Genomic DNA, 15,720 nt, shown 5'->3' with positions numbered 1-15,720 from the left:
TTTTTTTGTTTACCATATTTATGTTTTGACAAGACTGATTGATAAAAATAAGGGGGAGAAAGCATGAACCGTCTCTTGCTTTTTCTCATGCTCGCATCAATCACGCTTGGCGGCTGCGGAGGCAGGAACGCTCCAGTTCCTCCTAAAAAACATGAAGAAAGCCGCGCATTGGAAGCGTCAGCATACCGCGAGCATGCCGGACTCATCAATCAAAAAGGTAAAAACATCGGATATATTGAAGTGAAAGATTCTGATGAGGAAGGGTCAGACATCCATATATCAGCAGGACATCTGCCGCCGGGCGCTTCTCTCGGGTTTCATATTTATGATAAAGGGGTGTGCCAGACACCTGATTTCGAATCAGCCGGCGGCCCGTTCAACCCTTTGAACAAAGAGCACGGCTTCAACAATCCGATGGGGCATCACGCCGGGGATCTCCCCAATCTTGAAGTGGGGGCTGACGGTAAAGTGGATGTCATAATGAACGCGCCGCAGACTTCTTTAAAAGAAGGAAGCAGACTCAGCCTGCTTGACCGGGACGGGAGCACGTTCGTCATTCATGAACATACGGATGATTATTTAACAAACCCGAGCGGAAATTCCGGAGCCAGAATCGCCTGCGCTCCTCTGACAAAAAGCGCCCGCAGGGAATGAGCCCTTTTGTATTGAGTATACAAGGGCTTTTTTAGTATACTCGGTTATGGAATATGAATGGAAAGGAAACATCACCTATGACTTCAGAATTACAGCACTTATCACTGCCCCAAGATATACAAAACAAACTGCAAGCTTATCAGAATCATCCCGTTTCCCAAGAATTTCAGAATTTAATCGGATCATCGGGCTATGAGGCCGAAGATAAAGCGATTATATTCGATGCGATCATCGCTTTGACAATGGGAAAAAATATCTTATTAAAAGGACCTACGGGTTCAGGGAAAACAAAATTGGCGGAAACGCTTTCGAACTATTTTCATAAACCGATGCACAGCGTCAACTGCTCCGTAGACCTTGATGCAGAAGCGCTTGTCGGTTATAAAACGATTGAAAATGAACACGGACAGGCGACAATTGAATTCGTTCCCGGACCGGTAACAACGGCAATGAACGAGGGGCATTTTTTATACATTGACGAAATCAATATGGCAAAGCCTGAAACCCTTCCGATTTTAAACGGCGTGCTTGATTATAGAAAAATGATGACGAATCCGTTTACAGGAGAAGTAATTAAGGCGAGCGAAGGATTCGGTGTCATCGCCGCCATTAATGAAGGCTACGTCGGCACCGTGCCGCTGAACGAAGCCCTTAAAAACCGCTTTGTCATTATTGATGTTCCGTATATTAAAGGAAGCCTTCTGAAGCAGGTTCTGACCTCTCAGTCTGTCTTAAAAGATGAGAAATTAATTGAGCGTTTCATGACATTGTCTTCTGATTTAATCGCACAAGCGCATAACGGACAAGTGTCAGAGGAAGCCGCGTCAATCAGGGCTCTCATTGATACGTGCGACTTGGCTGCGTATATTCCGCCGAAACGGGCGATTGAAAGAGGCATCGTGGAAAAGCTTGATGACGACAGAGAGAAAGCCGCTGTCAGAAATATTGCAGAAACGCTGTTCGAATGAGGGATATACAATGAAGTTTATCAAATTTAACGACAGCACGATCGATTCATTTTTGTTCATGATGCTGACTGATCTGGCCAAAACACTGACCAGAAGCAGTGAAGTGGAAGTAGAATACGGTGTGCAGTCTTACTACAATCCCTTTGAAAAGAAAATTTACATGAGCCACTTTTGGAAAGACAGATCAGCCGGGGATATGGAAGCCGGCTTGAAAAGCGATGTGTATTTGCGTGCTGTCGGAACACGCAGCAGCTCATTCCGTGAATTTGCAGGGTTTTTAAATGATGTCCGCCGGCACTTCACCCGCCAAAGCTTTGCAAAGCAGCTGTTCATGCTGCTTGAAGATATCAGAATTGAAGAGCTGATCAAAAAAGAGCGGCCGGGAACGAAACCTGTATTTCAGAAGCGGAGAGAAATGTACAGGAAATACTTCACAACACAGCTGACATTGAACTTGGAACGGAGTATTTTCACCGACGCTTTGTATTGCGCGATGTTTGTCAAACTGACGGCTGAGTCTCCGCTTGAAGGCATTCCCTCCATGCAGGAAGATATTGATATGATGATACCGTATATTGAACGCCAGCTCATCCGGGTGTATGAGGCCGAATCTACGCAACAGATCGCAAAAATAACAGAAGACCTCATGGAAGGCCTTGATGAAGTGCTGGAGAAAGATATGCTGAACACCTATTTCTTTCTGCCGGAACTTGATTACGAGAAAGCGGCTGAAGAGCCTTTATTCGAAAGCATCAAAAGAGCGCCGTCATTAAGCGACGATATCACGCTTCCTGAGTCTTCCGACGGAGATGAAGATATCCATGAAGAGAAAATGAATACGTGGCACCGGGAAACTGAAGCGCCGTCAAAAAGTTTCCTTCAATTTGATATTGAACACGGCGCGAAATCAGACCTTGGGAATGACGCCGCCAGAGAAGGCGATGACGGTGATCAGGCGCTCGGCTCCGTTCAAGGCTCAGCACGCCAGACGAAAAGAGAGGATTATTCCCAGCTGGAAGCGCTTGAATCCAGACAGGATGAACACGGGGGAGCGGGACTGGCTGACGGAAAAGAAAACAAATTTGCCTTCCCGGTTTACCAAACACCGCACAAAGCGTCTCTGGAAGATGAACAGTCTTATAAAGAGCAGGCGAAAACGATAGAATCATATCAAAAGCGCCTGAAGCAGATGATACAAAAAACACTTGAGCACAAAAAAACGCTCCCGCGGACCGATCTTCATGCAGGCAGGCTGAACCGCAAGCTGCTCCGCTACTTTACGGAACGGAATCCGCGCCTTTTCTATAAAAAGCAGGATCCGTCTTCAGAAATTGACGCTGTATTTACATTGCTTGTCGACTGTTCGGCCAGCATGTTCGACAAAATGGATGAAACAAAGAGAGGGATCGTCCTTTTTCATGAAGCATTGAAATCAGTGTCCGTTCCGCACCAGATCGTCGGTTTTTGGGAGGATACAAACGAAGCGACCGAAACGAGCCAGCCGAACTTCTTCAATACGGTGATTCCGTTTGAAGAGTCGCTGCTGCAGGCGGCGGGTCCTTTGATCATGCAGCTTGCGCCGGAGGAAGATAACAGAGACGGATATGCCATCAGACAAATGACAAAACAGCTGATGAGGCGGAGTGAGGCACAAAAATTTTTAATCGTGTTTTCAGACGGGGAGCCCGCAGCGTTCGGCTACGAGCAAAACGGCATCGTCGATACGAGCGAGGCTGTCATCGAAGCGAGAAAAAGAGGGATCGAAGTCATAAATGTTTTTCTGTCCAATACCGCGATAGAAGAATCCCAGATGAAAACCATTCAGGATATGTACGGAAAGTACAGTATTTTTGTTCCGGATGTCGATCAGCTCCCCGATGTGCTGTATCCGCTCTTGAAAAAACTGCTTCATAAAAGCATAGGATAAGCTTTTTCCTATGCTTTTTCGCTTTTTATTTTAAAATGATTTAATTTTTTCGTTATGGATCTGTTTTTTTTACTATTTTGTGAACAATCAAGGTAGAATCCAAACACAATCAGTGGTAAAATATCCTTGGAAGCGTTTTTATTACATAATTTTGGGCACAGTGTTCAAAAGTTATTTCAAGATAGTGAAATGATCACTTGATTATCTAGGTTGGGGGTAATATTCAAATGTTTCAAAATAATATGAAACAAAGAATGAATTGGGAAGATTTTTACGGACCGAACCTCGGCTACGCACTGGAGCTGTACGACCAATATGCTGAAGATCCAGACAGCATTGATCCGGATCTGAAAGACATGTTTGACGAACTCGGCGCTCCGCCAAGCCAGATAAAAGAGGCATCGGGAACAAAGGAACAGGGACGCGTCACCGCAGATCTGATTCAAAAGATCGCAGCAGCAGTTAAACTTGCAGAAGATATTCGAACCTATGGCCATCTGAACGCTTCCGTCAATCCGCTCAGAAAGGATCAAAAAAAGAGCGAGCTCTTTCCGTTATCCGAGTACGGGCTTACAGAAGAAGAACTGAAAGCAATACCAGCGTCTGTCATCTGTAAAGACGCACCTGCCAATATAACGAACGGCTTAGAAGCCATCCAGCATTTACGCAATACGTATAAAAGAACCATCTCCTTTGAATTTGATCATGTGCATGATTTCGAAGAGCGCGCATGGATTACAAAAATGGTCGAATCCGGAGAACTCTTCCGGAAAAATTCACCGGAAAAACTGTCAGCCGTTTTAGAAAGACTGACGGAAGTAGAAGGATTTGAACAATTTTTACACCGGACATTCGTCGGTCAGAAACGTTTCTCAATTGAGGGATTAGACGCGCTTGTGCCGGTTCTTGACGACATTATCTCCCAGTCTGTGAAAGCAGGCACAACCAATGTCAATATCGGAATGGCACACAGAGGCCGTTTAAATGTCCTCGCGCATGTGCTCGGAAAACCATATGAGATTATTTTCTCAGAATTCCAGCACGCGCCGAATAAAGATCTTGTACCGTCTGAAGGCTCGATCGGAATCAGCTACGGCTGGACGGGAGATGTAAAATACCACCTCGGTGCAGACAGACAGCTTCAGGATGCTGAAACCAAAAGCGCGCGGATTACGCTCGCGAATAACCCGAGCCACCTGGAATTCATCAATCCGATTATTGAAGGAAGCACGCGGGCGGCACAGGAAACAAGAACGCAAAAGGGGTACCCGGTTCAAGATGAAACAAAATCGCTCGCCATTTTAATACACGGTGACGCAGCGTTCCCGGGAGAAGGAATTGTCGCTGAGACGCTGAACTTAAGCTCTCTGAAAGGCTATCAGGTCGGAGGGGCCATTCATATCATTGCCAATAATATGATCGGCTTTACAACTGAAAGCGATGAATCCCGTTCTACAAAATATGCCAGTGATTTGGCGAAGGGCTATGAAATCCCGATCGTTCACGTCAACGCGGATGATCCTGAAGCATGCCTGTCAGCCGTTAAGTTTGCGGTCGAATACCGGAAGCGTTTCAATAAAGATTTCTTAATCGATTTAATCGGGTACAGACGGTACGGCCACAATGAAATGGATGAGCCGTCCACTACACAGCCGATGCTGTATGACGCCGTCAGAAAACACCCGACTGTCAAGCGGATCTTTGCGGAAAAACTCGTAAGTGAAGGCCTGATCAGCGAGGAAAAAGCGCAAAACATTGAAACGGCAGTGACAAAACGTATTGAAGACGCCTATAAAAAGGTGCCCGCCAAAAAAGAAGACGCCGTACGGGAAATCGAATTGCCGGAACCGGTGTCCAACGGTTTTCCTGACGTTGACACAGCCATTGATTTTGATGTTCTCCGCAAGCTGAACGGCGAACTCATCAACTGGCCGGAATCCTTTAACGTGTTCGGCAAGCTGAAAAGAATTTTGGAAAGACGCGCCAAAGCGTTTGATGATGATCGTAAAGTGGAATGGTCATTGGCTGAATCGCTTGCGTTTGCTTCCATTTTGAAAGACGGCACGCCGATCCGGCTGACCGGACAGGATTCAGAGCGCGGAACGTTCGCTCAGCGAAACCTTGTGCTGCATGACAGCGAAACAGGAGAAGAATTTGTTGCACTCCATCATTTAGACGACTGTGCTTCTTCATTTACGGTGCATAACAGCCCGCTTTCTGAAGGGTCGGTTCTCGGCTTTGAATATGGGTACAACGTGTATTCACCTGAAACGCTCGTGATGTGGGAGGCGCAGTACGGGGACTTTGCCAATGCGGCTCAAGTCTATTTTGATCAATTCATCTCTGCAGGACGGGCAAAATGGGGACAAAAATCAGGATTAGTCATGCTGCTCCCTCACGGTTACGAAGGACAGGGGCCTGAACACTCCAGCGGCCGCGTCGAGCGGTTCCTGCAGCTGGCGGCAGAAAACAACTGGACGGTGGCCAACCTGACAAGTGCGGCTCAATATTTCCATATTTTAAGAAGACAAGCGAAAATGCTGCTTCGTGAGGAAATCCGCCCGCTTGTGATCATGACACCGAAGAGCCTGCTGCGCAATCCGAATACGGTATCTGAAGTGCAGGAACTGAGCGAAAGCAGATTCAAGCCGGTCTATGAGCAATCCGGTCTTTCCCACGCTTACGAAAAAGTGACTCGCGTCGTGTTATCAAGCGGAAAAGTGTCAATTGACATCAGCGATCACTTTAACAAAATGGAAGGCGATAAAGATTGGCTTCATATTGCCAGAATCGAACAGCTGTATCCGTTCCCGGCAAAAGACACGAAAGAACTTTTCGCCAAACTGCCGAACCTGCAAGAGATCGTTTGGGTTCAGGAAGAGCCGCAGAACATGGGGGCTTGGAGTTATATCAGCCCGTATCTGACGGAAATCGCGCCGAAAGGAGTAAATGTTCAATACATCGGCCGAAGAAGACGATCCAGTCCCGCAGAAGGAGATCCGACAGTCCACAAAAAAGAACAGGAACGCATTGTATCTGATAGCTTGACTCGCAAAAACTAAGGGGGAAATGTAAAAATGGCGGAAATTAAGGTACCTGAATTAGCAGAATCAATCTCAGAAGGAACGATAGCCCAATGGTTAAAGCAGCCCGGTGACTATGTAGAACAGGGTGAGTATTTGCTTGAACTGGAGACGGACAAAGTAAATGTTGAATTGACAGCAGAAGAATCGGGTGTTCTAAAAGAGGTATTGAAAGATTCGGGTGATACCGTCCAAGTAGGAGAAATTATCGGCACCATTACAGAAGGCGCTGGCGAAAGTTCTGCACCTGCCCCTTCAGAAAATGCTCCAGCCAATGAACAAACGAAAGAGGAAGCAAAAGCTGAACCGGCTGCTCAAGAAGTCAGCCAGGAAGCACAATCAGAAACAAAATCAAAAACGGTTGCGTCTCCGGCTGCACGCAAGCTGGCAAGGGAAAAAGGAATTGACCTTTCACAAATTCCGACGGGGGACCCGCTCGGCCGCGTACGCAAACATGATGTGGAAGCTTATGAAAAGCCGGCTCCAAAACCTGCGGCACAGCCGAAACAGCAGGCTCAAAAAACACAGCAAAGCTTTGACAAACCTGTCGAAGTGCAAAAAATGTCCCGCCGCCGACAAACGATCGCGAAACGATTGGTTGAAGTGCAGCAGACTTCTGCGATGCTGACGACGTTTAATGAAGTGGATATGACGGCCGTTATGAATTTAAGAAAACGCCGTAAAGACCAATTCCTTGAGCAAAATGAAGTAAAACTCGGTTTCATGTCTTTCTTCACAAAAGCCGTCGTGGCAGCATTGAAAAAATATCCGCTCCTTAACGCTGAAATTCAAGGCGATGAGCTGATCGTGAAGAAGTTTTATGATATTGGTATCGCTGTTGCGGCTGAAGAAGGGCTTGTCGTCCCAGTCGTGCGTGACGCTGATCGTCTGACATTCGCCGGCATTGAAAGAGAAATCGGCGAGCTTGCGAAGAAAGCGCGAAACAATAAATTAACATTAGGTGAGCTGCAAGGAGGCTCCTTCACGATCACAAACGGAGGTACATTCGGCTCGCTTATGTCAACACCAATCCTAAACAGCCCTCAAGTCGGAATCTTAGGTATGCATAAAATTCAGCTGCGCCCAGTAGCGATTGATGCCGAGCGCTCTGAAAACCGTCCGATGATGTACATCGCTTTATCATATGATCACAGAATTGTAGATGGCAAAGAAGCGGTCGGATTCCTTGTCACCATTAAAAACCTGCTTGAAGATCCGGAACAGCTGTTGCTGGAAGGATAATTAGTGTCAGATAAAAAGTACACTGCTTTTACAAGCGGTGTACTTTTTTTATTGAGGAAGGGGAGAAATGCAGATGAAAAACTGTTATCCGCTTGAGATGAATTTGAACATAATGGAGAAGGGCATTCTATCACGCCGGTTCTTCTGCAAGACGAACATGACACGATTTTAATAGACTGCGGATATCCTGGTTTTACAAACCATCTTCAACATGCTGCTGCCCGGCACGGTATGCCGCTTCATTCATTGACAAAAATCATTGTAACGCATCACGACATAGACCATATCGGCTCACTCGCTGCATTGCTCCGATTATATCCGGATATCAGCGTGACAGCACACGAACATGAAGCGCCGTATATTGACGGCTCCAAAAAATCTTTACGGCTTGAGCAGGCTGAATCAACGTTTTGTTCATTGCCAGAGGAAGCAAAACCTCATGCAAAACAGTTCATCCGCTCGCTTCAATCAGCCGAATCGGCTCCGGTTCACCGGGCAGTTACTGACGGCGAGCTGCTGCCTTGGTGCGGAGGCATTCGCATTGTGGCCACGCCGGGTCATACACCCGGCCATATCAGCCTTTATCTGCCTGCCGAAAAAATAATGATCACAGGCGATGCGGTCGTTATTGAAGACGGAAAGCTGAATCTTGCTCATCCCGGCTATACGTTACATATGGGAGATGCGGTCCGTTCCGTAGAGCGGCTGCTCGATTATGATATCAGCCAATTGATTTGTTATCATGGAGGTTTATTTCAGGGGAATGTAAAAAAAGCGCTTTTGCGCCTGTTTCGTGATCTGCAGAAAAAACAAGGATAGAGCGGCAGCCGCCCTATCCTTGTTCAGTTATGAAAGCGGAATCTTTGCTGTTTCATCCTCTTCTGCGCTGTTTTTCCCTTTTTTCTTAGACCAGTAGGTGGCAAGAGCAGATCCTGACAGATTGTGCCATATGCTGAAAATCGCACTCGGTACGGCTGACAGAGGGGAGAAGTGTGCTGTCGCAAGCGCCGCGCCCAGTCCGGAGTTTTGCATCCCGACTTCGATCGCAATCGCTTTTTGCGAAGCATAATCCATTTTGAACAGCTTTGCGGTCAGGAATCCTAACAAATATCCGATTCCGTTATGTAAGATGACGACTGTCACAATCAGCAGCCCTGATTGGAGCAGATGTTCACGATTTACGCTTACAACAGAGGATACAATCGCTACGATGCCGATTACCGACACGAGAGGAAGCGCGTGAACGGCTTGGCCGACTTGTTTTTTGAAGAGCAGCTTCACAATTACACCGAGGATGATCGGTAAAAGCACGGCTTTCATAATGGAAACAAAAAGTGAGCCGAAAGAAACAGGGAGCCATTCTTTTGCAAACAGCATAATAAGTGCCGGCGTTACAATAGGAGCAAGCAATGTTGAAATTGTAGTGACCGCAACTGAAAGCGCCGTATTGCCTTTTGCCAAAAAGGTCATAACATTTGAGGCGGTGCCGCCCGGGCAGCACCCGACCAAAATGACGCCCGCTGCAATTTCTGCGGGGAGGCGGAGCCCGGCTGATAAACAGAAAGCCGTAAGCGGCATAATCGTAAACTGAGCAACGACCCCGATGATGACATGCCAAGGTTTCCTGATTAATTCCTTAAAATCGTCTGTTTGAAGAGTAAGCCCCATTCCAAACATAATAATACCTAGAAAAACCGTCATATAAGAACTGATCCAAGAAAACAAATCAGGATAGGCAAATCCTAAACCAGCAAAGACGATCACCCATAAGCCGAAAGTTTGTCCCGCAAACCCGCTTATTTTTTTCATCCATTCCATAAACACAGCTCCTTTTTCATCCAATCAATCAAGTCAGAAAATCTGACTGACTTTTCTGTATTCCATTATAAATAATATTCTGAATAATTCAATATTAAATATAAGTTTTTTATAATTATATTATGTCAACTAATATCTTCTTGACTATTCAGACATATATTCTTACAATTGATTTTTATACTGAAATGAATTGGGAGTGCTGAAGTGAAAGAAGCTAATCAATGGTCATCTAAGCTGGGATTTATTTTAGCTACGGCCGGCTCTGCAATCGGGCTCGGCGCAATATGGAAGTTCCCTTACGTAGCGGGAACCAGCGGAGGCGGCGCTTTTCTGCTCGTTTTTATTTTATTTACGATTTTAATCGGACTGCCGCTTCTGCTTGCTGAATTTATTATCGGCAGAAAAACGCAAAAAAACGCCGTTGAATCTTATAAGGCGCTTGCGCCGGGGAAAAAGTGGCATTGGATCGGATATCTCGGAATCGTTACGTGTTTTATTCTATTATCCTTCTACAGCGTAGTGGGGGGATGGATATTAATCTATATTATAAAGGGCTTTACAGGCGGTTTATCGCTCACATCTGGATTTGATACGTTATTTATCGATACCATTTCAAACCCTTATGCAGCGGTTTTCGGCCAGCTGCTGTTTATCGTGCTGACGATTTTAGTTGTTGCAAAGGGGGTAAGCAGCGGCATCGAAAAAGTAAGTCAGGTGCTGATGCCGGCTCTGTTTATTCTCTTTATTCTTTTAATGATCCGCTCCGTTACGCTTCATGATGCAGCGAAGGGGTTAAAATTCTTCTTCATGCCCGATTTCGGCGCGATGGACGCCAATACCATTTTATATGCGATGGGACAGTCATTTTTCTCGTTAAGCGTCGGAGTATCCGTAATGGTTACATACAGTGCGTATTTAGAAAAAGAAGAAAATATTGTTCAATCCGCTGTATCAGTGACGGTATTAAATGTCCTTGTTGCCGTGATGGCGGGCGTGGCGATTTTTCCGGCGGTGTTTTCATTCGGCCTCAAGCCGGATCAGGGCCCGCAGCTTTTGTTTAACGTGCTTCCGACCGTCTTTAACCATATGCCGTTCGGTATCGTGTTTTTACTCGCCTTTTTGCTGCTGTTTTTATTTGCGACGCTGACATCGGCTTTTTCAATGCTTGAGATTTTGGTTGCCGTTTTGTCAAAAGGCGATTCGGCAAAACGAAAGCGGTATGCATGGATTGGGGGACTTGCCATCTTTATTGTCGGCGTGCCTTCTGCGCTGTCATATGGAATGTTGAGTGATGTTTCAATTTTTCACCGCAGTATTTTTGACGCTGCGGACTTTCTCGTTAGCAATGTCTTAATGCCGCTGGGCGCGCTTTTAATTGCTGTTTTCGTCCCGCTGAAAATTCCGAAACAGGCGCTGTTTGATGAACTGAAAAGCGGTTCAGGTATTAAACGGAAATGGTTTGCAGTCTGGCTTCTGTTAATCCGTTATGTGTCTCCTGTAGCCATTATTATTGTTTTTCTGCACGTGCTCGGTATTTTTTAAATCAAAAGAAGCAAGCCCCCGTTCAAAACGGGGGCTTTTTTAATAAAGCGGCCACATCACGCGGTGCGCTTGCTCGAACCGTTTCTCCGCCTCCCGCCAGTCAACGACATTCCACCATTGATCCACGTAAGCCGCGCGGTCGTTTTTATATTGTAAATAATAGGCGTGTTCCCACACATCTAAAGGGAGCAAAGGAATGACGTCCCATTGGCTGTAAAGCTGATGCTTCTCAGCTGCCAAAATCTCCAGCCGCCCCGAGCGCGGTGCCCAGACAAGGATAGCCCAGCCGGCTCCTTCGACTTTTTTAGCTGCCTGAGAAAATTGTTCTTTAAAAGCAGAATAGCTCCCGAATGATGAGTCAATCATTTGAAAGAGAGCGCCCGTCGGCCGTCTTTTTCCGTTTGGGTTCATGGAAAACCAGAAAATACTGTGCAAATAATGGCCGGCGCCGTGAAACGCCAATTGCCGCTCCCAATGCGCTACTAAGTCGTACTGTTTCATCTGCCGCGCTTTTTTCAGCTCCAGTTCAGCATGATTCAGACCGTCAACATAGCTCTGATGGTGTTTTGTATGGTGAAGTTTCATGATTTCCCTTGAAATATACGGTTCCAGCGCGGAATAACTGTAAGGCAGCTTAGGCAGTACATGCTTGCCGATCGGCACAAAAGCTCTGGGCTCATCCGGCTCTTCCGATTGGGTAATGTCCCGGTAAAGTCCTGATGCCTGTTCGTACCATTCAGCCTCCGTTAATCCGTCATCCTGAAGAGTGTGAAAAATCCGGTCGATTTGTGCCGCGAAGCGATCGAACCGGCCTTGCTGAATGACTTGTTCCTTCAAGGTTTCACACCAATTCAGCATCTCGGTTTGATAAGCGTGCCGTTTCATTTTTCTTCCTCCTTTTCACTCACTTTCATAAAAGTGCTGAGCGCAAGCAAAGAAAATACATACGGGTAGCTGTGATACTTGATGTAAAATTGTTTCGGAAGGCCGATTCCAGTCGGATAGCTGAAAGGAGCTCCCTCGTAATGCCGGTTTTCAATAAGAAAAGATATGCCTTTTGTGATGGCCTGGTGATGCGGTTTTTCGTATTGCAGCAAAGCTTCCGCAGCCCATGCCGTCTGTATAACCGTTCCGTAAGAAAGGGGGACATAAGTTTTGATTTCTGCGCTTTTACAGGATTCTCCCCAGCTTCCGTCCTCATTTTGAATAGACTTCAGCCAGCGGATCGCTTTTTTTACGGCCGGGTGGTTTTGGCTGACACCGCAAGCTTTCATGCCCGTCAGCGCAGCCCATGTTCCGTAAATATAACAGACACCCCATCTGCCGTACCATGAACCGTTCTCTTCTTGATGGCGGAACAGCCATTGGACGGCTTTTTCAATCTGGGGGTGATCCGAAGAAAGCCCCGCTTCCCCTAAACAGTGAAGCACCCGTCCGGTTAAGTCGCTTGTTGAAGGGTCAATGGCAGCTTCCTCAGCCGATTCAAGCGGGAGCAGGCGGATCAGCGGATGATTGACATTTTTCTCAAAAGCAGAGAAGCCCCCGTCACTGTTTTGCATGGACAAAAGCCAGCTCAGTCCGCGTTCCCATGAGCCGGGATAAAGTTTTCGCGGAATGGCTTTAAGCACTGCCGCTGTATCATCACAATCAGGATTATTCGTATTGATGTTTGAAAAACCCCATCCTCCCGGCTCTGCATGCGGGTTGTGGACGGCCCAATCCGCCACTTTCGTCTGCTGCCGTTCACGCAGAAAGCGGGCGGCGCTTGTTATCATCTGATCGTTATCTGAAATGCCGCTTTTCATGAGCGCATAGTTGAGAAGCGCCGTATCCCAAACGGTCGATGTTGAATTTTCCAGATACGGTATATTGCCGCAAGACGTGAGTAAAGCTTTCGTGCCGGCAAGCGCTTTTCTGATAACAGGGGAGTGGCGTGATACACCGAGAGCGAGCAGGCTGTACACCATAAAAATAGTGGCGCTCGCATAGCTGTACAATGTGCCGTCTTCTTCAATCCGGTCAAGCATATACGTTTTGGCCGTACGGAGACCAAGCTGGTGAAAAGCGGCGGGAATCTGTAAAAGCCGTTTCCAATGCGCAAATAGAGAAGAGAGATCTCTGTCCTCTTCCTGATCGGAACGAAGCCATGTAAACGGATTTTTGGTCATATGCGGATCTAAGTGCGCGAGAGACGGAACGTTGGGATTTTTCAGTGAAAATCTTTTATTAAGCGTCACAGCCATCGGCACAAAATGGATCCGCGCGTATGTACTGAACTGATAAAAATGCAGCGGAAAAGAGGGGGGAATCACTAAGAAAGATAATGGCAGGTGCAGTGCGGGCCACGGATAAAGGCCGTTTGCCGCAAGCATCCACTTTGTCATGAAATGTACGTTCCGCAAGCCGCCGTTAGAGATGATAAAACGTTCGGCCTGAATCATATGCGCTTCAGAACGGTTATATAAGCCGGAAGCCAGCAAGCCGACATAGCCCTGTACAGTAGCGGTCACATTTCCCTTCCGTTCATCGGGATAATTGGCAAATGTTCCGTCCGGACGCTGCTTTGCGCGGATGCCTTTTGCAAGCTCAGCGATCAGTTCTTTATCATTGTCTCCGAGAGAAGTGAGAAGGAGGATCAGAAAGGCGTTTGTCAAAATCGGGCCTTCAAAACAAAATGACCATGAGCCGTCAGCATTTTGCTTTTCTCTTAATAGGGAGATGGTTTTCTTTTGGCGGCTTCTGACTTTTTCACGAATTGTGCTCACACTCGCTCAACTCCTTCAGAAGCATATATATTCATATGCAAAAGGCGGCATGACACAAAAAAGAAACTGCTGGCAGGCAGCAGTTTCTCGTTTTATTAATCTTCCAGACTGATCCAGACGCTTTTCACTTCTGTATAATTATCCAGCGCGTAAGAGCCCATTTCCCGTCCGAGGCCGGATTGCTTATAGCCGCCGAAAGGAGAGGCCGCGTCGAATACATTGTAGCAGTTGACCCAGATGGTGCCGGCCTGGAGACGGTCAGCAATGTAATGGGCGTTTTTCACATTCTCAGTCCAAAGTCCGGCTGCAAGGCCGTATTCCGAGCGGTTCGCACGCTCAATGACTTCATCTACCGTATCATACGGAATAGCGGCTAAAACCGGGCCGAAAATTTCTTCTTTTGCGATGGCCATGCTGTCATCCACGTCCGCAAATACTGTCGGGGAGACAAAATACCCTTCTTCAAACGGACAGCTTCCGCCTGTAACGGCTTTGGCGCCTTCTGCTTTTCCTTTTTCAATATAAGAAAGCACGCGTTCATGCTGTTCCTTACTGACGAGCGGACCGATTTGCGTATCTTGGTGAAGACCGGCTCCCTGCCGAAGTGATTTCGCATATGAAACCATTTCGCTTACGACCTCATCATATTTATCTTTGTGAATGAAGACACGGGAGCCGGCACAGCATACCTGCCCCTGATTAAACATGACCCCGTTTAAAGCGCCGGGAATGGCTTTTTTCAAGTTGGCGTCAGGCAAAATGATGTTAGGTGACTTACCGCCAAGCTCCAGCGTTACGCGCTTGATACTTTTCGCGGCTTTCTCCATAATCTTTTTGCCGATTTCTGTAGAACCGGTAAAAGCGAGTTTATCGACATCGTCATGGTTGGTCAGCGCTTCCCCGGCCGTCTCGCCGAACCCGGGAACAATATTGATGACGCCGTCAGGGAAGCCCGCCTGATCAATTAATTCAGCTAAATAGAGGGCGGTCAGCGGTGTCTGCTCCGCCGGTTTCAAAACGATTGTACATCCTGTGGCAAGGGCGGCGCCCATTTTCCACATCGCCATAAGGAGCGGGAAGTTCCAAGGGATGATTTGCCCCACGACGCCGACAGGCTCATGGCGGGTGTAATTAAAATATGAGCCGGCGACAGGAATCGTTTGTCCGGTTATCTTTGTGGACCACCCGGCATAATAACGCATATGCTCAATTGCCAGCGGAATGTCTCCATTCGTCGTTTCATTAATCGGTTTTCCGTTATCAAGTGTTTCAAGCTGCGCGAGTTCAGTCTTGTGCTCTTCCATTAAATCAGCAAGCTTATACATCAGCCTGCTTCTGGAAGCGGCCGGCATTGTGCGCCATTCGCCGTGATCAAAGGCTTTGCGTGCCGCTTTCACTGCACTGTCAATGTCTTCTGCCTGTGCCTCGTAAAGCGTCATCAAAGTTTCTCCGGTTGCCGGATTCGGTGTGACAAAGGTTGATCCTGAAGCGCTCGGAACAAATTTTCCGTCAATATAAAGCTTCTTCGTGCCTTGCAAAAATGTTTCCAGCCTTTTTGTGATCTGCATCGTTAAAGAACTCATTCGTAACAAACCTCCCGAAATTTTTTATGGTCTGTTTTGAGCATCTTGATGTCCGCGCAAAGTAAGCGCATACAGTCATTTTATAATACAGACCCAAGTAAAATCAATTGATAACCGTTATTGCAATTCACAAGAAAA

The 15,720-nt window shown here is 46.9% G+C and carries 10 protein-coding genes and 1 pseudogene; 7 read left to right on the top strand and 4 right to left on the bottom strand.

Translation table 11 applies throughout. From position 1 onward, the window contains the following. Positions 1–63: 63 nt before the first annotated feature. From AADZ70_RS05585 to AADZ70_RS05560, 6 genes and pseudogenes are all read left to right on the top strand, one after another. Positions 64–654, top strand: a complete 591-nt coding sequence (locus tag AADZ70_RS05585; RefSeq protein WP_342007851.1) for a superoxide dismutase family protein — start codon at positions 64–66, stop codon at positions 652–654. Positions 655–731: 77 nt separating this feature from the next. Beyond that, a complete protein-coding gene (locus AADZ70_RS05580) occupies positions 732–1,622 on the top strand; it encodes a MoxR family ATPase (RefSeq protein ID WP_342007850.1) in 891 nt (296 codons plus the stop codon). Positions 1,623–1,632: 10 nt separating this feature from the next. Continuing rightward, the gene (locus tag AADZ70_RS05575) at positions 1,633–3,549 is read left to right on the top strand and encodes a VWA domain-containing protein (protein ID WP_342007849.1); all 1,917 of its coding nucleotides are present in this window, start codon (positions 1,633–1,635) and stop codon (positions 3,547–3,549) included. 227 nt (positions 3,550–3,776) lie between these two features. Further along, positions 3,777–6,611 (top strand): 2-oxoglutarate dehydrogenase E1 component, encoded by a 2,835-nt coding sequence (gene sucA / locus AADZ70_RS05570; protein WP_188154144.1) that lies wholly within the window; start codon positions 3,777–3,779, stop codon positions 6,609–6,611. Between the two features lie 15 nt (positions 6,612–6,626). Beyond that, complete coding sequence (gene odhB / locus AADZ70_RS05565; RefSeq protein ID WP_264820227.1) at positions 6,627–7,874, top strand: 2-oxoglutarate dehydrogenase complex dihydrolipoyllysine-residue succinyltransferase; 1,248 nt, start codon at positions 6,627–6,629, stop codon at positions 7,872–7,874. 73 nt (positions 7,875–7,947) lie between these two features. Continuing rightward, positions 7,948–8,693, top strand: a pseudogene (locus AADZ70_RS05560) (MBL fold metallo-hydrolase). Between the two features lie 27 nt (positions 8,694–8,720). Here the strand turns inward: AADZ70_RS05560 and AADZ70_RS05555 are convergent. Beyond that, positions 8,721–9,692 carry a bile acid:sodium symporter family protein gene (locus AADZ70_RS05555; RefSeq protein WP_099745021.1) on the bottom strand — a complete coding sequence of 324 codons (972 nt, stop codon included), beginning with the start codon at positions 9,690–9,692 and terminating at the stop codon, positions 8,721–8,723. Positions 9,693–9,896: 204 nt separating this feature from the next. Here AADZ70_RS05555 and AADZ70_RS05550 point away from each other — a divergent pair, with 204 nt between their 5' ends. Continuing rightward, the gene (locus AADZ70_RS05550) at positions 9,897–11,234 is read left to right on the top strand and encodes a sodium-dependent transporter (protein ID WP_099745020.1); all 1,338 of its coding nucleotides are present in this window, start codon (positions 9,897–9,899) and stop codon (positions 11,232–11,234) included. Positions 11,235–11,273: 39 nt separating this feature from the next. Here the strand turns inward: AADZ70_RS05550 and AADZ70_RS05545 are convergent, their stop codons facing one another. The 3 genes from AADZ70_RS05545 to AADZ70_RS05535 all read right to left on the bottom strand — a co-directional run bounded on the left by AADZ70_RS05545 (position 11,274) and on the right by AADZ70_RS05535 (position 15,582). Then, complete coding sequence (locus AADZ70_RS05545) at positions 11,274–12,119, bottom strand: superoxide dismutase (protein ID WP_016936603.1); 846 nt, start codon at positions 12,117–12,119, stop codon at positions 11,274–11,276. Beyond that, complete coding sequence (locus AADZ70_RS05540) at positions 12,116–13,999, bottom strand: prenyltransferase/squalene oxidase repeat-containing protein (protein WP_327815738.1); 1,884 nt, start codon at positions 13,997–13,999, stop codon at positions 12,116–12,118. The genes AADZ70_RS05545 and AADZ70_RS05540 overlap by 4 nt, the downstream gene beginning before the upstream one ends. A gap of 95 nt (positions 14,000–14,094) precedes the next feature. Beyond that, positions 14,095–15,582: an aldehyde dehydrogenase family protein gene (locus tag AADZ70_RS05535; RefSeq protein WP_045926171.1), complete on the bottom strand. Its 1,488-nt coding sequence runs from the start codon at positions 15,580–15,582 to the stop codon at positions 14,095–14,097. Positions 15,583–15,720 lie beyond the last annotated feature (138 nt).

Source organism: Bacillus sp. YBsi01, from assembly GCF_038406745.1.
Lineage (GTDB): Bacteria > Bacillota > Bacilli > Bacillales > Bacillaceae > Bacillus > Bacillus siamensis.
This window is presented reverse-complemented; position numbering and strand designations above follow the sequence as displayed.